At 36.1% G+C, this 18677-nt stretch carries 19 protein-coding genes and 1 tRNA gene; 10 read left to right on the plus strand and 10 right to left on the minus strand.

The features are described from left to right. Positions 1–27 precede the first annotated feature (27 nt). The 6 genes from ffh (at position 28) to rplS (ending at position 3557) form a co-directional block, all read left to right on the plus strand. A complete protein-coding gene (ffh, locus tag LS66_RS02490; RefSeq protein ID WP_034365221.1) occupies positions 28–1371 on the plus strand; it encodes a signal recognition particle protein in 1344 nt (447 codons plus the stop codon). A 74-nt stretch (positions 1372–1445) separates the two neighbouring features. Further along, positions 1446–1679: a 30S ribosomal protein S16 gene (gene rpsP, locus LS66_RS02495; protein ID WP_011115779.1), complete on the plus strand. Its 234-nt coding sequence runs from the start codon at positions 1446–1448 to the stop codon at positions 1677–1679. A gap of 15 nt (positions 1680–1694) precedes the next feature. Beyond that, on the plus strand, positions 1695–1934 hold the full coding sequence (locus LS66_RS02500; RefSeq protein ID WP_011115778.1) for a KH domain-containing protein: 240 nt from the start codon (positions 1695–1697) through the stop codon (positions 1932–1934). Between the two features lie 8 nt (positions 1935–1942). After that, positions 1943–2482 (plus strand): ribosome maturation factor RimM, encoded by a 540-nt coding sequence (gene rimM, locus LS66_RS02505; RefSeq protein ID WP_034365218.1) that lies wholly within the window; start codon positions 1943–1945, stop codon positions 2480–2482. Between the two features lie 2 nt (positions 2483–2484). After that, positions 2485–3204, plus strand: a complete 720-nt coding sequence (gene trmD, locus LS66_RS02510; RefSeq protein ID WP_034365268.1) for a tRNA (guanosine(37)-N1)-methyltransferase TrmD — start codon at positions 2485–2487, stop codon at positions 3202–3204. Continuing rightward, a complete protein-coding gene (gene rplS / locus LS66_RS02515) occupies positions 3201–3557 on the plus strand; it encodes a 50S ribosomal protein L19 (RefSeq protein ID WP_011115775.1) in 357 nt (118 codons plus the stop codon). Before trmD ends, rplS begins: the two co-directional genes overlap by 4 nt. Before the next feature lie 8 nt (positions 3558–3565). Here rplS and LS66_RS02520 read toward each other — a convergent pair whose 3' ends face one another. From LS66_RS02520 to LS66_RS02530, 3 genes are read right to left on the minus strand one after another with little or no spacing between them, the layout of a single operon-like run. After that, complete coding sequence (locus LS66_RS02520; RefSeq protein ID WP_236096965.1) at positions 3566–4702, minus strand: MBL fold metallo-hydrolase; 1137 nt, start codon at positions 4700–4702, stop codon at positions 3566–3568. After that, a complete protein-coding gene (locus tag LS66_RS02525; RefSeq protein WP_034365214.1) occupies positions 4687–5289 on the minus strand; it encodes a rhodanese-like domain-containing protein in 603 nt (200 codons plus the stop codon). The genes LS66_RS02520 and LS66_RS02525 overlap by 16 nt, the downstream gene beginning before the upstream one ends. An 18-nt stretch (positions 5290–5307) precedes the next feature. Continuing rightward, complete coding sequence (locus LS66_RS02530; RefSeq protein ID WP_034365212.1) at positions 5308–8007, minus strand: valine--tRNA ligase; 2700 nt, start codon at positions 8005–8007, stop codon at positions 5308–5310. Positions 8008–8082: 75 nt separating this feature from the next. On the opposite strand from LS66_RS02530, the gene fliW reads away from it, so the two are divergent. Together fliW and LS66_RS02540 are read left to right on the plus strand one after the other, a co-directional pair. After that, on the plus strand, positions 8083–8502 hold the full coding sequence (gene fliW, locus LS66_RS02535; RefSeq protein ID WP_011115772.1) for a flagellar assembly protein FliW: 420 nt from the start codon (positions 8083–8085) through the stop codon (positions 8500–8502). A 10-nt stretch (positions 8503–8512) separates the two neighbouring features. Beyond that, positions 8513–10543 (plus strand): ATP-dependent helicase, encoded by a 2031-nt coding sequence (locus LS66_RS02540; RefSeq protein WP_034365209.1) that lies wholly within the window; start codon positions 8513–8515, stop codon positions 10541–10543. Here LS66_RS02540 and LS66_RS02545 read toward each other — a convergent pair. The 7 genes from LS66_RS02545 to murG all read right to left on the minus strand — a co-directional run bounded on the left by LS66_RS02545 (position 10540) and on the right by murG (position 16089). Then, on the minus strand, positions 10540–11844 hold the full coding sequence (locus LS66_RS02545; RefSeq protein WP_011115770.1) for a hypothetical protein: 1305 nt from the start codon (positions 11842–11844) through the stop codon (positions 10540–10542). The two genes, LS66_RS02540 and LS66_RS02545, sit on opposite strands and share 4 nt — an antisense overlap. A gap of 1 nt (position 11845) precedes the next feature. Next, positions 11846–12235, minus strand: a complete 390-nt coding sequence (locus LS66_RS02550; RefSeq protein ID WP_034365207.1) for a YkgJ family cysteine cluster protein — start codon at positions 12233–12235, stop codon at positions 11846–11848. Beyond that, on the minus strand, positions 12225–13466 hold the full coding sequence (locus LS66_RS02555) for a hypothetical protein (protein ID WP_034365205.1): 1242 nt from the start codon (positions 13464–13466) through the stop codon (positions 12225–12227). The genes LS66_RS02550 and LS66_RS02555 overlap by 11 nt, the downstream gene beginning before the upstream one ends. Continuing rightward, positions 13463–14092, minus strand: a complete 630-nt coding sequence (locus tag LS66_RS02560) for a uracil-DNA glycosylase family protein (protein WP_034365202.1) — start codon at positions 14090–14092, stop codon at positions 13463–13465. The genes LS66_RS02555 and LS66_RS02560 overlap by 4 nt, the downstream gene beginning before the upstream one ends. Before the next feature lie 21 nt (positions 14093–14113). Continuing rightward, complete coding sequence (locus tag LS66_RS02565; RefSeq protein WP_034365200.1) at positions 14114–14872, minus strand: exodeoxyribonuclease III; 759 nt, start codon at positions 14870–14872, stop codon at positions 14114–14116. A gap of 23 nt (positions 14873–14895) precedes the next feature. After that, positions 14896–14972, minus strand: a tRNA-Glu gene (locus LS66_RS10030). Positions 14973–15033: 61 nt separating this feature from the next. Continuing rightward, on the minus strand, positions 15034–16089 hold the full coding sequence (gene murG, locus LS66_RS02570) for an undecaprenyldiphospho-muramoylpentapeptide beta-N-acetylglucosaminyltransferase (RefSeq protein WP_201273651.1): 1056 nt from the start codon (positions 16087–16089) through the stop codon (positions 15034–15036). A gap of 140 nt (positions 16090–16229) precedes the next feature. On the opposite strand from murG, the gene gltX reads away from it, so the two are divergent. Then, positions 16230–17624: a glutamate--tRNA ligase gene (gene gltX, locus LS66_RS02575; protein ID WP_034365191.1), complete on the plus strand. Its 1395-nt coding sequence runs from the start codon at positions 16230–16232 to the stop codon at positions 17622–17624. A 76-nt stretch (positions 17625–17700) separates the two neighbouring features. Next, complete coding sequence (locus tag LS66_RS02580) at positions 17701–18675, plus strand: ankyrin repeat domain-containing protein (RefSeq protein WP_236096966.1); 975 nt, start codon at positions 17701–17703, stop codon at positions 18673–18675. The last annotated feature ends 2 nt before the right edge of the window (positions 18676–18677 follow it).

Genomic DNA, 18677 nt, shown 5'->3' on the forward strand with positions numbered 1-18677 from the left:
TAGATTCTAAAATTTAAGGAGAGTTTTGTGTTTAATACGCTGACAAGCTCATTTAAAGGTATTATTAATAAAATTCGTTTCTCCGATGATGAAAAATCATTGCAGAGGGCGTGCGATGAATTAAAAAAGACATTATTAAAAAATGATGTGTATCATAAAGCAGTAAAGCAAATTATACAGGAAGTGCAACAGCGCACCAAAGAAGCGGGTATTGGCAAGCAAAATTTCATAAATGCGCTCCAAGATGCTCTAAGCAAGATTCTCCAATCTTCAAAAAGTTATGGCATAAGTTTTTCACCCACACCTCCAAGTGTTATCATAATGATGGGCTTACAAGGAAGCGGTAAGACCACTTCAAGTGCTAAACTTGCTCTTTATTTCAAGCAAAAGGGCAAAAAAGTGTTGCTTGTAGCGTGTGATTTACACCGCTTAGCAGCTATTGAGCAGCTCACTCAACTCGCACAAAGTATAGAAGTAGATATTTTTACTCCTTCACATTCAAGTCAGCCAAATAATGCTGTATATGTAGCAAAAGAGGCAAAGCAAAAGGCGATTGAAGCGCATTATGACATAGTTATCGTTGATAGTGCTGGGCGATTAGCTATTGATGAGGTGTTGATGAGCGAACTTGAGGAAATAAAGCGTGCAGTGTCTGCGAGTGAATGTTTATATGTAGCAGATTCTCTAAGCGGACAAGATGGAATCCGTTCAGCACAGCATTTTGATGAGAAAATTGGGATTGATGGCGTTATTCTTTCTAAGTTTGATAGTGATACTAAAGGAGGAATAGCCCTTTCAATTGCATATCAGATAGGCATTCCACTTAAATTTATTGGAAGTGGAGAAAAAATAGCGGATTTTGATATTTTTATTCCCGATAGAATTATCTCGCGCCTTATGGGAGCGGGAGACATTGCCTCACTTGCAGAGAAGACAGCAAATGTCATCAATCAAGAAGAGGCTAAAACTATTGCAAAAAAAATTAAAAAAGGGCAATTTGGGTTTGAAGATTTTATCGCACAAATTGAAAATGTAAAAAAGCTTGGTTCAATGAGTTCAATCGCTTCAATGATTCCAGGTCTTGGAGGTATGGCAAATGCACTTAAAGATGTGGATTTGGACAAATCAAGCGAGATTAAAAATATTCGCGCGATGGTAAATTCTATGACAAAAAAAGAACGGGAGAATCCAGATTTGCTTAATGGCTCAAGACGCAAACGAATAGCGCAAGGGAGCGGGTTGGAAGTCAGTGATATAAATCGTATTATCAAGCAGTTTGACCAAGCTGCGAAATTTGCCAAGAAACTCTCCCAAAAAGGTGGTATGCAGGAGCTTATGAGTATGATGGGAAATCTTAGGATACCAAAATAATAAAATAATGATGATTTAAGCAAAATAAACTATAATGCGGCTTTTATATAGAGTTAAATTTTCAAGGAGAGCAAATGGCAACAGTGATTAGACTTACCAAAATGGGGCGCAAGAAAAAACCTTTTTATCGTATCGTAGTAACAGATTCTCGTAAAAAACGGGACGGCGGTTGGATAGAATCGCTTGGATATTATAACCCTTTGGTTGAACCTGCGCTTGTCAAATATGATGCACAGCGATTGGAATATTGGAAAAATGTCGGTGCAAAAATGAGTGAGAGAGTAGCGAAGCTCACCTCAAAAAAGTAAATTAAAGATCAAAATATGGTTGAAAATTTTATTAAGGAATATGCAAAAAAGATTGCAAATAAACCTGAGGCAATACAAATACAGATGCAAGATATGGAAGATAACACTTGTGAAATTATTATCCTTGCTGATGCTGAAGATGTAGGGCGATTGATTGGACGTGATGGTAAAATGGTGGGCTCTCTTAAGACTTTTATATCTGGCACCAAAGCCAAAGATGGCAAAAATTATAGAATCGCTGTGCAGGCTCATTAAACTTAACAATGAAGCAATCCTCTTTTCTTTTGGTTGCTAAAATAGGTCGTCTTGTAGGAGTGAATGGGGGATTAAAGTTGCATATTATGAGTGATTTCCCTTCAATTTTTGTGCCAAAAGCTTCTTTTCATACGAAATCTTTTGGCACACTTTGTATTCATTCTTTTAATCTTGCAAAAAATCTTGTGCAATTTGAAGGATATGTTTCGCGTGAAAGTGCCGCTAAGCTTGTTCATTGTGAGCTTTATTCTACATTTGAAGAAAGCAAGGCTATGTGTGAGTTAAAAGAGGGAGAGTTTTTGTGGGAAGAAATCATAGGTGCAGATGTATGCGATAGGTTTGAAAATGGGGAGTTAAAGCTAGGCAAAATCAAAGATATAGAGCGCATTGGCACACTTGATTATCTTCTTGTGGCGACAGATTCAGCACTTGTGAGCAAAGGTTTGAATAAGCAATTTTTTATTCCCAATATTGAGCATTTTGTGCTTTCTCTTTCTCCAAATGGCGTTTTCACGCGCAATGCTTTGGGAATTTTGGAGCAGAGTTGAATATGCAATTTTCTTTTTTGACACTTTTCCCTACACTTATAGAATCTTATTTTACAGATTCTATACTTAAAAGAGCGCTTCAAAATGGGCTTATTAGTGTAGAAACACTCAATATTCGTGATTATGCTCTTGATAAATATCAAAAGGTTGATGAGCCACCAATTAGTGGTGGTGCAGGGCAGGTTATAAGAGCTGATGTATTAGGGGTAGCATTGCAGACATTAACACATTCTCATATTATTTTTTTAAGTCCTTGTGGCAAACCCTTTCAGCAATATGACGCTTTGCGTTTAAGCCATAAAAAGCATATTACCTTTGTGTGTGGGCGATATGAGGGTTTTGATGAACGTTTGGTGGAACAATATGCCAATGAGGTAATGAGTGTGGGTAATTTTATTGTTACAGGAGGCGAGTTGCCTGCATTGATGTTGTGTGATAGTATTGCACGGCATATTCAAGGAGTGCTTGGGAATGCAGATTCTCTGCAAGGAGAGAGTTTTGAGGATTATCTTCTTGAAGCACCAAATTTTACTAAAATTTTTAATCAAAAAATAAAATTTTCTGCTACACCTTCAGAGTATTCAAAGGGAAATCATAGTAAAATCTCGGGCTTAAAAAAACGCTTGGCGATATGTAAGACAAAATATTTTAGACCAGATTTGTATCAAGCATATCGCGTATTTATTGAGCAGCAGCAATTAAATAATAAGGTTGTAAAATGAGGAATAGATATATTCAGAGTTTCCAAGAAGCACAAATTGGTAAGAAACAAGTGCCGCAATTTAAGGCAGGGGATACGCTCCGATTAGGGATTAAAATCCAAGAGGGTGATAAAACGAGAATCCAGCACTTTGAAGGCGTGTGCATTTCTATTCGTGGCAATGGTGTTGATAGGACATTTACCACAAGAAAAATGGGCGCAAATAATATAGGTGTAGAAAAGACTTTTCCGCTGTATAGTGAAAGTTTAGATAGCATAGAGGTATTACGCATAGGAAGGGTTCGCCGAGCGAAACTTTATTATCTACGTTCAAGAAGAGGCAAAGCTGCTCGTATTAAAGAGCTTCGTAAGTAAAAGCAACTCTAAAAGTTCCACCATATTTCCATTTTAGGCGGAGTATTTAGCTCATAAACCTCACCTATTTTTGGTGCACTTATAGGTAAGGAATGTGCATCACAGAGCGCAATAAGATTTTTGAGCGGTTCATTCCACGCGTGACTTCCTGCAACAAATCGTCCATAATGGATAGGCATAATCATTTTAGCTTTTAAATCAAGGGCAGTTTGAAGAACTTGAGGTGTAAAAGAATGTGAATATTGCCACGCAATATTGTATTGCCCATTTTCTAAAATCGCTAAATCAATACAACCAAACTTATCTCCAATCTCTTTAAAGTGTGTATAATACCCTCCATCGCCACTTAGAAAAATTCTTTTGTCTTTAATTTCCATAACATAAGAAGTCCAAAGTGTCCTATCCCATTGCATTCCTCTGCCAGAGCTATGTTGTGAAGGAGTAGAAGTGATTTTAATAGCAGGAGCAAGGCTTAAACTTTGCCACCAATAGAGTTCTGTAATTTTATCAGATTCTACACCCCAAAAGCGCAAATGAGAGCCGATACCCAACGGAACAACAAAAAGTTTGACTTTATCCTTGAGAGCTATTATTGTAGGATAATCTAAATGGTCATAATGGTCGTGGGTAATCACAAGCACATCAATGTTATCAAAATCATCATCACTCCAAGAGACATCAGATTTAAAAGCACGATTAATCCAAGCTTTTGGCGAAGCATAATCACTAAAAACAGGGTCAATAAGAACTTTAAAATGCTCATAATTTATAAGGAGTGAGGAATGTCCAAACCATACAACGGCAGGATTTTTTGTATAGAGTGTTTTGAAATTGGTTTTAATAAAAGGCAAAGGGCGTTTGGGCTTAGCATTTTTGGGTTTAAAAAGATAGAATCTTGCAACTTCCCACCAAGACGCGCGTTTGATATGTGGCATTTGGGGATTAAGATTTGTAAAATAGCCTTTTTTTGCATTTGTATTTTTGCGAGTTTTCTCCCATTCAAAATTGGGAGCTTTTGTAAAATTTTGCATTTCTGTAAATGTGGGATTGCAACCTTTTGCAAGATTCTTTATAGAATCTTTACAATATGCGCAAAGTGTGCAGTTCTTTAATAGAGTCAAAATTTTATTTACATTTGACAACAATGTGGAACCTGTGTGCTAAGAGGCAAGTGCATATCTTTCCACGCATTTTGTCCGCCTATGAGGCGGTAAAGATGTGTATAACCTAAATGCTTTGCCCATAATAATCCTACGTGAGCGCTTCCCACAGGAGAGAAGATATTTTCGCCACTATCATAAAAAAGAATTTTTGCTTCTTTATCTTCGCCTAAAAGCTTGATAAAATCTTCTTGCGTCCTCCCAAGTGCATCAGCTGTCCAGTTCCAATCACTTCCATCTTCATTGAGCGATGGGCTTAGGGCAAATTCAAAGTGTCGTGCTTCAGGGATAAGCCCAAGATTATAAATACCTCGCGGCAATGTAGCGATGATGATATATTCATCAAGATGTAAAGAAAGTTCCTTTGGCGTAATAAGCTCATATCCCGAAGTGTGGGCACGAGAAATAAGTGCTTGCGCATCTTCGGATATATGAGTTTGCGCATCTTGTGTTTTATGTTCTTTGATAGCCATAACTTCATCTATGAGTTGCGTATAATATGTTTGTTTTTGTGAAGAATCTCCACAGCCACTAAGATAAAAGCACAGCACGAGCAAGAGTATTTTTTTCATTTGTTCTCCTTTGTATTTTTAAGATTGCAATCCAAGCGCGATAAGTTCAGCGTTAATTTTATCCAATTTTTCTTGCGCATTGTGTAATGCACTTTGATTTTGTTCCATTACAGCCTTTGGGGCATTTTTTATAAAATTTTCATTTCCAAGCATAGCTTGAAGTTTGGTAATTTCTTTTTCAAGTTTTTGACGTTGATTGTGCAAACGAGTGCCAATAGCTTGTAAATCAATCTCTCCAAGTTGTATGTAGCATTCACAATATTTGCTTACATCCCCTACGCAATCTTTAGGCTTTTGCTGTGTGATACAAAGAGTTTTGACTTTAGCAAGCTTGCAAACAAACTGCTCAAGGAGTGAGTGTTCAAATGGTGCATTGAGTTTGACAAAAATACACTCAATATTTGCAGAGCCAAGCTCAAGCATTGCTTTTAATCGGCGGATAGAAGTAATGACATCTTGAATAACCTCAAAAGTCCGCTCTAGTTGCGAGTGCTGCTCATTTTTTTCCATAGCTTTGGGATAAGAGTGAATCATAATAGAATCGGAAGTTTGTATATCGCTTGCATTGAGCGTATGCCAAAGCGCATCTGTGATAAAGGGCATATAAGGGTGAAGCAGTATAAGCGCAGCTTTAAAGATTGCTCCTAGCTCATAAATAGAATCTTTACTTGCTTTTGCAAGTTCAATACCCCAATCGCAAAATTCTCCCCATAAGAAGCGATAAAGAATACTTGCCCCATCATTAAAACGATAGTTCTCAAGTGCTGCTCTTACTTCGTTTGTAGCAGTATAGAATCTTACTAACATATATTGTCCAAGTGGTGTATTTATGTGTATATGGTTAATATCGCCAAAACCTTTTCTTAAAGCCTCTTTACCGCCGAGTTGTTCCAAATACATATTAAGGAAATTTGTAGCATTATAAAGCTTATTTGTGAAATTTTTAGAAATTTCAAGAGATTGAGTAGAGAGTTTCACATCGCGCCCTTGTGCGCATAAAATTGCTAGAGTGAAGCGGAGTGTGTCTGCCCCATAAGAGGATATAATTTCCATAGGGTCAATGATATTGCCTTTGCTTTTGCTCATTTTTTGCCCATTTTCATCGCGCACAAGTGCGTGAAGATAAACATCTTTAAAAGGCAGTGAATCAAGTAAGGATTCTCCACTTAAAATCATACGTGCCACCCAAAAGAATAAAATATCAAAACCCGTAATAAGCAATGAATTAGGATAAAATTCTGCCAAATCATTTGCGTGATAAAGGGGAGGTTGAGTATTTGTATCCTCATTACCCCAGCCCAAAGTGCTAAAAGCCCATAATCCAGAACTAAACCAAGTATCAAGCACATCTTCATCTTGCTTTGTGATAGTGGATTGACATTGAGGGCAGATAGGATTATCAGATTCTGAAGCGACTTTATTGCCGCATTCACAATACCATACAGGGATTCTATGTCCCCACCAAAGCTGCCGTGAAATACACCAATCTTTGAGTTCTCTCATCCACGCATTATAATTATTAAGCCATTGTGCAGGGTAAAAATGTAATTCGCCATTATTAACACGTTGAATGGCATTATGTGCTGTTTCTTTTTTGACAAACCATTGTTTGGAGATATAGGGTTCTACAATGTTGCCGCAGCGATAACATTTACCAACTTGATTTGTATAATCTTCTATTTTTTCTACAAAGCCATTTTCTTGTAATTTTTGGACAATAAGAGGGCGAGATTCTAAACGTTCTTGTCCCTGAAAGATTCCTGCATTTTTATTGAATATACCCTTTTCGTCAAAAATCGTAATAAATGGGAGATTGTGCCTTTTACCTACTTCGTAGTCATTCATATCGTGGGCAGGTGTTACTTTTACACAGCCACTTCCAAAACTCATATCAACGTGAGAATCTGCTATAATAGGTATTTCTCTCCCCAATAATGGGAGAATCACGCTTTTACCAATGAGATGCTTATATCGTTCATCATTTGGATTGACCATTACGCCAGTATCGCCAAAAAATGTTTCCGGACGCGTGGTAGCTACGATGAGGGATTGAGCAGAATCTTTAATAGGATAGCGCAAATAATAAAGCTTGCCGTGATTTTGCTCATATTCTACCTCAATATCTGAAAGCGCACCATCATTCACGCACCAATTTACCATATAATTATCTTGCACGATAAGCCCTTGATTATACCATTGCACAAAGGCTTTTTTTACAGCTTTTTGTAATCCTTTATCCATCGTAAAACGCAAACGCGACCACGCAGGCGTGATGCCAAGATGACGCATTTGATTGAGAATCTCCCCCCCACTTTGCTCTTTCCATTCCCATACTTTAGCTATAAATGCTTCTCTCCCTAAAGATTCTTTAGTTATACCTTGTGCTGAAAGCTGTTTTAATACGACATTTTGAGTAGCAATCCCTGCGTGGTCTAAGCCGGGTTGATAGAGTGTTTTAAAGCCCTCCATTCGTTTAAATCTTGTGATAATATCTTGGAGAGTAAAAGTAAGTGCGTGTCCTATGTGAAGCACTCCTGTAACATTAGGTGGGGGCATCATAATGCTAAAGCATTTTGGCGCACAATCTTGCCAGAGAGATTTATTCCCCTCAATTTCAAAATAGCCTCGTTCCTCACATATAGCATAGAATCTAGATTCTATATCTTGTGGATTATAGCCTTTTTTTTGCTCTTGCTTTTCTTGTGCTTTGGATTCCATAAAATGCCTTTTGGTATTTAATTTGCTTTAAATGTATTATAATACCAAAATGCTAAAAATAAAATGGAGGCGATTATGACTTATGAGCTAAAGATGCCAATTTTGGGTTTTGATGCGACAAAGATAGAGTTAGAAAAAATTGATGAGACTTTCAGCAAAATACGCGGTCTTGATGGGAAACAACCCTTTGAGATTACACTTATCAATCCTTTTTCATTGTGTGATTATGCCTTTACTATCCCAACAGCTGATGAGCGATTGCTTGATTTAGACGAATCAAGAGGTGATAAAGTTGAGGTATATTGTGTAGTCGTGCTTCAAAAGCCTATTGAAAATTCGGTTGTGAATCTTATGGCACCTTTTGTATTTAATCCTGCAAATGCTTGCGCACTTCAAGTTACAACCTTGCCTGTAGCTGAATATCCTCAATTTAGTAAAGTTCTGCCTTTAAAAGAGTTTTTGTCAAAAGAGATTCTAGAGACGCTCAATAGATAATTGCTCTCTTATGCCACTTTCCCAACTCAATGCCCAACAAGCAGAGGCAGCTACTGCATCAAGCGGACATAATCTTATAATTGCTTCAGCTGGCACGGGCAAAACTGCTACGATTGTAGGGCGCATAGCTTATCTTTTGAATCAAGGTTATGCACCACAAGATATTTTATTACTTACTTTTACTAATAAAGCAAGTAGCGAAATGCTTGCACGTATAGGGAAAATTTTTGGTGAAAATTTAGCAAAAAATATTGAATCTGGCACTTTTCACGCTGTGGCTTATCGTTTTTTGCGTGAACATCAGCATATTCATCTCAAACAGCCCAAAGAGCTTCAAATGCTTTTTAAAAGTCTTTATGATAAGAGAATCTTTACAGATAATGATGTCAATCCATATTCTGCACAATATCTTTATGAGAGTTATTCACTTTTTGTTAATTCTGCTTTTAGCGGTGGATTCGGAGCGTGGATTATACAGAGAAATCCGCAACAAGAGATTTATATCCCAATTTATGAAGATGTTTTAGCAGAATTTGCAGCGCTTAAGCGCCAACATTATTATGCGGATTATAATGATTTACTTTTGCTTTATAAAGAGGCATTAAAAGCAAGGCAGAGCGTGCTTTTTAAGGAGGTGCTATGTGATGAATATCAAGATACCAACCCTTTGCAAGATTCTATTCTTGATGCGCTTAACACTCCAAGTCTCTTTTGCGTAGGGGATTATGATCAAAGTATTTATGCTTTTAATGGCGCGGATATAAGCATTATTAGTGGTTTTAGAGAGAAATATAAAGATGCGCGGGTTTTTACGCTAAGCAAAAATTATCGTTCAAGCAAACATATCTTACATCTTGCAAATAAAGTTATCCAAAATAACGAGCGCATTTATCCCAAACATTTAGAAGTAGTAAAACAAGGAGATTTTGCTCCACCTAAGCTTGTATGGTATGATGAACTTTTCTTGCAATATCAAGGGATTGCAAAGCATATTGCTTCAAGCAATTGTTCTTATGAAGATACGGCAATTATTTTTCGCAACAATTCAAGTGCTGATGGGATTGAGGCGAGTTTAAGAGAGCTAAATATACCTTCTAAACGCAAAGGAAGCATCAGTTTTTTTGATACCAAAGAAGTTCGCCTTTTGCTTGATATTTGTTCTTTAGTGCATAATCCGCGCGATATGATGGCGTATATTCATACATTGAGCTATGGCAAAGGGATAGGCGAAGTTATAGCAAAAGATATTTATGAGGCACTTTTCACGCTAGGTGAAGGTAATTGCCATAAAGGTATGTTTGAGCCAAATAGCGCAATAAAAGCGTATAAACAACGTAATAAAAATACACAATTAGGGCTTTTTGATGATTTTTTTGTCTTAGAATCCCAAGCGAGATTCAATGAGCTTATCTCGCCACAATTTGCTTCTCATCTGATTTTGCAACACCCCAAGCTTAATAAAGAAAGCGCGATATTTTTAAGTGATTTTTATGATATGCTTCATTCTATATATACATTACATAGTCCAAAGGTGCTTATTTTACGCATTATGAATGCAAAGTTTTTTCAAGGAATTATGCACATTCTTGCGCACACACGCGCAAAAAACAAAGATGGCAGTATTGATGATACGCGTTTAGAAAATGCTTTAGAATCTATTAAGCGCAAACTCTCTCTTTTGTATGATTTATCAAAAAACTATGACGATTTAAGTAAATTTTTAAATGCAATGATTCTAGGTTCAAGCGAGGCAACTGAAGGAAGCGGGGTGCATTTATTGAGTGTGCACGCTGCAAAAGGGTTAGAATTTCAAAATGTATATGTAGTGGATTTAATGGATGGACGATTTCCTAACCGAAAACTTATGAGCAAAGGTGGCAGTTTGGAAGAGGAACGACGGCTTTTTTATGTGGCAATCACACGCGCAAAAGAGAATCTCGTGCTTTCTTTTGCGAAAAAAGATGCGATAAAAAATATAGATTATACTCCCTCTATATTTCTTTATGAGGGCGAATTGCTCCATAAAAATAGTGTGATTTAGCGTATGTTGCAGCTTTCAATAAGTTTTTTATGCTCTTGAAGCTCTTGTTCTTTTTTTATTTCATCTTGGGGGATAAGTTTAAAAGTTTCAATTGCATTGTTGCAATCTTTAAGTTTATAATATCCCCACGCTAGAGAATCCAAATATGCAGGGTTACGAGGGGAAATCTCAAGTGCTTTTTTGATATGCCCCACACCTTTTTTTACATCAATTTCATAATCAATCATTAAATATCCCAAAAAATTTAAAAAAAAGCCTATATCGCTATTTTGTGAATTTTGCAATGAAGCATCAACACGATTATTTTTGGGCGTATCTTTATTGGGAGTTTGCATTAATGTGAGAGCTTTTTGGAGATTCTCTGCTATATTTTTTATTTGTTTTACATCTTGCTTGTTTGTTAAAGATTCAAACATATAAATTTGTTCTAATGCAAGAAAATAGGGATTATGATTCTCTTGATAGAGAATTTTTGCTTGTTTAGAGGCATTAAGATAATCTTTTTGTGCGATATAGAGCTCTAAGAGAATCTGTGGTTTAAAGGGGAATTGCTTAGCAATTTGTGAGGCTTGCTTAAATTTTTTTGAGTGCGCATAAATAAGGATAAGGTTTTGTGCGTTTTCAATAGTAGGATTTTTTTCAAAAGCGGTTTTGAAAATTTGCTCAATTTTTGCGCTTTGAGAAAAACGCCCATAAATTTCAATACTAAATTTACAAAAATTACCTGCACAGCCATATTGTTCAATATGAGAATCTAATGCTTTAAGTGCTTCATTATTGTGTCCTTGTGTAAGATGCACAGCAACTATTTTTTGCAAAACATCTTGTGATTTAGTGCGCTCATACGCGCGATTAAGAGCTATAAGAGATTTTTTAAAATCACCTTTTGAAGCGTAGAGTGAGCCTAAAATATCATCTAAAATAGGAGAATCTTCGCTTTTGGCGATGATTTTGACTTCTTCAAGGGCGTGCTCGCTTAATCCTAATTTGAGATAGCAATCTAAAAATACTTTATGAATTACTAAATCTTTTGCACCACCTTGTGCAACGTATTCATTGGCAAAATCAAGCGTAGCAGAGGGATTATCAAGCATTGAGGAAAGCAAAATGGCTTCTTTAAAGTATTCAAGTTTGCGTGTTTCTTCATAAAGCACAAGATACATATCACGCGCTTTGGCAAATTCGTTTTGGGTTTCAAGTTCAATAGCTTCAAAAAGATAACTATCTTCATCAAATGCTCCATAGCTTAGTGTTGCAAGACCAAAGCATAATGTAAATAAAACAGCAAAAAGATATTTCATTTTATTCCTTTTTTGTGCGTATGCCTTGACATTCGTGCATAAGCATAGCAAGAGCATTTTCATCAAGAGATTTATGTGCTTCCCAAAAAGGAAAATCACGGCATTGTTTAGGACGATGTTTATAAATATTGCATTCTTTGGTATATGTGTTAAAAAATATACACGATAATGCGCCATTATCGGCTTTTTCAATAAATGAGAATCGATATCCTACTTTGCGCACATATGAACGCGTAAAAGATTCAAAATCAAGATTTAATGATGAGGCAATATCTAGCATTTCATCAATACTTACAAATACATAACCACTCTTGCCCGTGCAGCACTTCCCTCCGCAACTCTTGCAAGCGTGTGATTCAAATGTAAAGGGATAGTCTTTATTAATATTCATAGAAATTTTTTGTATCACTCTTAAAGATTTTATTCACATATTCCACTTGCGCATCTTTCACATTTTCTTTAAAGAAACGATTGCTTTGGATAATTTGTGGAGCTATGAGTTGCTCTACTCCTATGGCAGTGGAATAATTTACCCAATCATAGCGCAAATCTCCACCCAATAGTGAAGCATACTCTACAAGTCGTTGATTTTGATTGTTAATAACATTTGCAATAAATAGATTCTTACGCTCACTTTTTTGTATAAGCAAGAGTAGTGAAGGATTGAAGTTAATTTGTGTAGAGAGAAGCTTATCTGGTTTTTGTTTAGAGAGTGCAAGCTGTGAAGCTATAAGTCCTGTTTTGACTACGGGAGTGTTAAAAAATACAGCATTTCCTCCAATAAATTGCCTATAGGTGCCAAGTTTTTGAGTAATAGTAGTGGCTGATTTAGCATCTATGACCTCCTCAAAGATAACACGTCCGCTTTTATCTTTCAACATTGCTCCTAAATTGCGCCCAATGAAGCTACTATCATTGTAAGCAACAATAGATTTTCCTCCTGCAAGAGAGAGGAGAAGTTCAATTTGCGCTTCATAATCAATTCCTCCAAAAATAAGATTCTTATCAATAGAGTTAGCTTTAACTTGTTTTTTATTGATAGTGGGGAGGTAGGTTGGTAGTGTTATATTGAGCTTGACAAATTCTTGTGTGCCATTTGCTGTAAGGATAGCGATGACAAAATCATAATCTTCTTGAGCAATTTTAGCGTAAGTGTTGCGTAGGTTTGTTGCGCTCTCATCGCCTGTATCAAAAATCTCAAATACAAAATCATTGCCTCGTGCCATAAGATAGGCTAAAATTGTATCAATGCTACTTGCCGAATAGCGTCCAATGATTTTTTTAGGCATTAAAAGAGCAAGTTTTATTTTGGCATTGCCTTGTAATGTAGGAGGGAGCATTTGATTAAATATGCCCAAATCACTTAATGCTTCAGAGAGTTTTGAACGCAATTCGGTATTATTTGTTTGTGGGTCAAAAAAAGCGATAAATGAAAAAAATTGCCCTTTAGCAAAAAAATCAAACAAACACGAATTGCTGCATTTGCCTGTATCAACATTAATGATTTCTTGCTGTGGTAATGGAAGAGGGGAGATGATGTAGCTTTTGGCGAAAGCATTTAAGGTAAATAATGTAAAAAAACACATAAGTGAGATTAATTTAAAACGAAAAGTTTGTATCATAGCTGTCCTTTTGCAATTAAAAAGTCATTATGTGCTTCTTTTTTTAGAGATGGATTACGCACAAGCTCATTGAGCGAATGAGTAATTAAAAACTTTTTGTTATTGTGCCATAAAATTCTACTATGTTCTAAACGTTGCCCCAAAATATGCTCAGCAACTTGATTGCCCAGTAAAATACATACTTTTGGTGTAATTTTTTGTAGTTGTGTGAGGCAAAATCCCATACAGGAGAGTATATTGCTTTTATCAAGGTAAGGATTATGCGCATCACATTTTACAAGCGATAAAAGCGATATATGATCCATTTGGAGCCTGAATACATTATGAATGATATTCTGAATCATAAGCGCACTTTTATTTTGGATAAATACTCCTTTTTCATCAACTAAAGGGATTTCGGTTACAAAACAAAGCTGACTTTGGGGATTTAAAATGCCAAAAGAGGGTTCTTTGCAGTGCTTAATGCGATTGCATAATGAGCAGTTTTTAATAATAGATTCTAAATTATTTTCTAAAGCAGCTTGTGGTTGTGAAGGATGATGAAATGTATTTGTGTATTGCTCACCACAAGATACGCGTTTGTAGAGCTGCTTAAGCTGAAGAAGCTTGAGAATGTGCGTTTTCATTATGTATCCCTCCCCTCATTTTTATAATTGTTTAAGTTCTAAGCCTACAGGGCAATGGTCGCTACCAAAAATATGCGGATAAATATTTGCGTCTTTAAGAGAAGGAGCGAGAGATTGTGAGCAAAGAAAATAATCAATTCGCCACCCTGTATTGTTTTCGCGTGCTTTGCCCATATAACTCCACCAACTATAAGCCCCTGTGAGTGTGGGATAAAAGTAACGGAAAGTATCAATAAATCCAGTGTCTAAAAGCGCACTCATTTTATTTCGCTCTTCATCTGTGAATCCTGCGTTGCGGCGGTTTGTTTTTGGGTTTTTTAAGTCAATTTCTTGGTGAGCTACATTGAGGTCACCACAAATAATAACGGATTTATGATTTTCAAGGTTTTTAACAAATGCCCTGAAGTCATCTTCCCATTTCATACGATAATCTAGTCGTTCTAGCTCACGTTTAGAATTGGGTGTATAGACATTGACAAGATAAAAATGTGGATATTCTGCTGTAATAATGCGTCCTTCTTTATCGTGATATGTTATTCCCATATCGTAGGCGACATTGATAGGTTGAGTTTTACTTAAGATTACCACGCCAGAATACCCCTTTTTTTCTGCACTATTCCAATATTCTTTATAATTTTCAAAGTGAAATTGAGCTTGTTCTTTGCACATTTTAGATTCTTGAATACAAAAAATATCAGCATTGACTTCATTAAAAAAATCCATAAAGCCTTTATTCATACAGGCGCGCAACCCATTAACATTCCACGAGATAAGTTTCAAAATCTATCCTTAAACAAAACTAATGGCGACCCTTGAAAGATTTGAACTTCCGTTTTCACCGAGAAAGGGTGATATCCTTGGCCAGCTAGATGAAAGGGTCGGTAAAAGTATAGCAAACTTTATTAAAGCAAGTTATTTAAAGGGAAAATATAAGCTTGCTTTTAATGAGACATCAAAGATGCAATATGCTCTAAAATCTCTTTTGCTCCATTAGGTTGTATTTTGCTCATTAGCAAATGAGATTTTTCACTTAATGAGTCTTCTTGTTTTTGCAAAGATTCTATAAATGTAAAAACTCGTAGCATATCAAGTTGCGATTCTCTAAGAAGTAATCCTAATCCTTGTTTGGTAAAATGCAAAGCATTATAGTATTGATGATCTTTTGCTGCATATGGGTAGGGGACAAATATCCCAATAAGTCCATTTGCACTCATTTCCCATAGACTTGAAGCACCTGAACGCGCAATGCACAAATCTGCCTTTTGCAAACGCAATACAATTTCTTTATCAAAGGCAAAAACATCAACTTTATCCAATATGCCAATATGCTCATAAGCTTTTTTGATACGTTCAAAGTCTCTTTCTCCACATTGATGAGCGATAGTAATCCCTCTTTTTAATAATTCTGGCACAATTTGTAAAGCAAAGTCATTGATTCCTTTTGCACCTTGAGATCCACCCAAAAAGAGGAGGTGGTGCAGCTTTTCACGCACTCGTGAATGGGTAAAAAATTCATCACGCACAGGATATGAAGTGTGAATAAAGTTTTTGCTTTTGCCCTCAAAGCTACCAAATATAGCTTTTGCGAAGGGAGTGAGAATCTCATTGAGTTTGCCTTTAATGGCATTTTGTTCGTGGATAAAAAGGGGTGTATTACTTAAAATTGCACCTATGCTCGCTCCTCCTGCACTAAAGCCCCCGACACTAATAACATATTCAATCTTGTGTTTTTTAAGGATATTTCGCGCTTCCCACGCTGCTTTAAGTTGTTTAAAAATAGCTTTGATTTTACCCAAACCCTTTTTATTCACCACTCCTGTTGAATCTAAGAAATAACAATGCGTAAAAAGTGAGCTTCCTTCAAACCACGTTTTATCTTGTCCTATCTGTGAGCCAATATAAATTGATTGTTGATTGTTTTTTTGGGCTTCTTGTGCAAGTGCTTTAGCAATAGCTAAGTGTCCACCTGTTCCTCCTCCTGTAATTGCAAACATTATTTTTCCTTTGTGCGAGATTCTGATTTTAAGGCAAATATGCCATTGTCATTATCTTTTGCATTGTAATAAAAAATATCAAATATGGCATTAAGTTAAGTTGGTATACAATCCCAAACATTTTTTATTTTCAAAGGTTTGTGATGGATAAGATTGTTACACGTTTTGCACCTTCACCCACAGGATATTTGCATATTGGTGGCTTACGCACAGCATTGTTTAATTACCTCTATGCACGAGCAAATGGAGGAAAGTTTTTGCTTCGCATTGAAGATACAGATTTAGCACGCAACTCTATGGAAGCAACAAAAGCGATTATAGAATCATTTGAGTGGGCGGGGTTAGATTATGATGGTGAAGTAGTGTATCAAAGTCAACGTTTTGATTTGTATAAAACATATATTCAACAGCTTTTAGAGAGTAAAAAAGCGTATTATTGTTATATGAGTAAAGAAGAGTTAGACGCATTAAGAAAGGAACAAGAAAAAAATAAACAAACACCGCGTTATGATAATCGCTATCGTGATTTTACAGGCATACCTCCGCAAGGAGTCCAACCTGTGGTGCGCATAAAAGCTCCACTTGAAGGTAATATAGAATTTGTAGATGGTATCAAGGGACAAATAAGTATCAATGCCAAAGAAATTGATGATTTTATCATTGCGCGCAGTGATGGCACACCTACTTATAATTTTGTTGTGGCAGTAGATGACGCTCTTATGGGCATTACAGATGTGATACGTGGTGATGATCATTTGAGCAATACACCAAAGCAAATTATTATTTATAATGCGTTTGGGTTTGCTCTACCTAGATTTTTTCACGTGCCAATGATTCTTAATTCTCAAGGAAAAAAGCTAAGCAAACGAGATGGAGCAATGGGTGTAATGGATTACGCTAAAATGGGTTATTTGCCAAAGGCAATTTTAAACTTTCTTGTTCGGCTTGGTTGGAGTTATGGTGATAAAGAAATTTTTTCACTTGAAGAGATGCTTGAGCTTTTCAATCCAAATGAACTTAATAGCTCGCCTAGCGCGTATAATGAAGATAAATTACTTTGGCTTAATCAACATTATATTAAATATATGGACAATACTCTCCTTGAGCAGCTTTTAGGACATTTTGGGGTAACAAAGTTATCAGAATCTAAGCGTGAGATTCTCTATCCTGCACTTAAGGATAGAAGTAATACATTAGTGAGTTTTGCACAAGGCTTTAATGAAGTAATGAATGCACCTTGTAGCTATGATGAAAAAATGCGCATAAAACTTGATGCAAATGCGACACAATGGCTTAATAAGTTATGCAAAAATCTCAATATGGCTTCGTGGGAGGATAATCCAAATATTATTGAATCTTATTTGCATCAGTTTGCCTTGGAGCATCAGATAAAAATAGGCAAACTTATGCCGACATTGCGTTGCGCTTTGCTAGGTAAAAGCGGTGGTATTGGTGTATGCGAAGCTCTTGCTGTGCTTGGTGTAGAAGAAAGTATGCGGAGAATTTACACATTTATAAGGTATCAAAATAATATTTGACACATTCATATAAAAGTTAGATAATACTCTTTTGTAGTTTTAAAGCCTTATAGATTATATGATAAAAAGATAAGTTATGGAGTTAAATATTATGCTTAAAAGATATATTCTTATGAGCGTCTGTATTTGTAATTTTGTTTTTGGAGGGTGGTTTTCTAAGCAGTGGAACATAGATAATCCACCAAGCCTTGAAGAAAGCCTCAAATCTTTACTTCAAGTAAATTGTCAAAAAGTAGATATTCTTAAAGGTATTACGCCAAATTCCCATTATAAAAATAAAGATGCAATTTCACAATGTATAAAAGAACAAAAATTTCTTAAAGCAATTATTAATGATGATGTGAGCACTTATAAAAAAATGCTTGATGCCAATGAGTGGAGCAGGTATTTTTTATTTTATACAACTTATTCTCCTCGACTTGAAATTACGCCTCTTATGGTATCCATTGTATTTAATTCTCCTAAAGTGTTTAGAGCTATTCTTGCAGATTCTGGACATATAGATATTCTCTCACAAAAAATATCTCCGCGCTTTAATATTGATAGAATGATGTCTGATGATTATGCTTTTTCAGGAGCCTTTAAGCTGGGAAATAGAATCTATGATGTTAATGGTGTAAGCGCACTTGATTTAAGCGCAATGTATCATCGCTATGATATGTTTTGGGAGCTACTTGCTCAAGGTGCAACTTATAATAATCCTAAATATCCACAAACTAATGGTATAGTTACTTTTGGAGATGCCAATATTTTAGAGCTTATGTTGTATTTTGATGAGGAGTTTCTTAATGACTTTGGTGGTGGTAATATCTTGCATTTTGTTACACGTGATGGAAATTTGGAGCTTTTAGAATACCTCATTACACAAAAAGATATGCCCATTGATGCTTTAAAAGCTGGGGAAACACCGCTTGATGCTGCATTAAGTGGTAAAAACTTTCAGCGTAAGCCTCAAATCCAAGCCGCTCAAAAACTTATTGAGCTAGGAGCAAAAGTGAGCGAGGCAAATCAACATCGCTTGAATAAACTTTTACAAAAAAAGCAAGAATAGGG

This window comes from Helicobacter sp. MIT 03-1614, assembly GCF_000762925.2.
GTDB classification, from domain to species: domain Bacteria; phylum Campylobacterota; class Campylobacteria; order Campylobacterales; family Helicobacteraceae; genus Helicobacter_C; species Helicobacter_C hepaticus.

Coding starts and splice junctions, on each gene's coding strand:
- rpsP (WP_011115779.1), top strand. CDS start 1,446: ATGGCAACAGTGATTAGACTTACCAAAATGGGGCGCAAGAAAAAACCT.
- LS66_RS02500 (WP_011115778.1), top strand. CDS start 1,695: ATGGTTGAAAATTTTATTAAGGAATATGCAAAAAAGATTGCAAATAAA.
- rimM (WP_034365218.1), top strand. CDS start 1,943: ATGAAGCAATCCTCTTTTCTTTTGGTTGCTAAAATAGGTCGTCTTGTA.
- trmD (WP_034365268.1), top strand. CDS start 2,485: ATGCAATTTTCTTTTTTGACACTTTTCCCTACACTTATAGAATCTTAT.
- rplS (WP_011115775.1), top strand. CDS start 3,201: ATGAGGAATAGATATATTCAGAGTTTCCAAGAAGCACAAATTGGTAAG.
- LS66_RS02525 (WP_034365214.1), bottom strand. CDS start 5,289: ATGAAAAAAATACTCTTGCTCGTGCTGTGCTTTTATCTTAGTGGCTGT.
- LS66_RS02530 (WP_034365212.1), bottom strand. CDS start 8,007: ATGGAATCCAAAGCACAAGAAAAGCAAGAGCAAAAAAAAGGCTATAAT.
- fliW (WP_011115772.1), top strand. CDS start 8,083: ATGACTTATGAGCTAAAGATGCCAATTTTGGGTTTTGATGCGACAAAG.
- LS66_RS02540 (WP_034365209.1), top strand. CDS start 8,513: ATGCCACTTTCCCAACTCAATGCCCAACAAGCAGAGGCAGCTACTGCA.
- LS66_RS02545 (WP_011115770.1), bottom strand. CDS start 11,844: ATGAAATATCTTTTTGCTGTTTTATTTACATTATGCTTTGGTCTTGCA.
- LS66_RS02550 (WP_034365207.1), bottom strand. CDS start 12,235: ATGAATATTAATAAAGACTATCCCTTTACATTTGAATCACACGCTTGC.
- LS66_RS02555 (WP_034365205.1), bottom strand. CDS start 13,466: ATGATACAAACTTTTCGTTTTAAATTAATCTCACTTATGTGTTTTTTT.
- LS66_RS02560 (WP_034365202.1), bottom strand. CDS start 14,092: ATGAAAACGCACATTCTCAAGCTTCTTCAGCTTAAGCAGCTCTACAAA.
- gltX (WP_034365191.1), top strand. CDS start 16,230: ATGGATAAGATTGTTACACGTTTTGCACCTTCACCCACAGGATATTTG.
- LS66_RS02580 (WP_236096966.1), top strand. CDS start 17,701: ATGGAGTTAAATATTATGCTTAAAAGATATATTCTTATGAGCGTCTGT.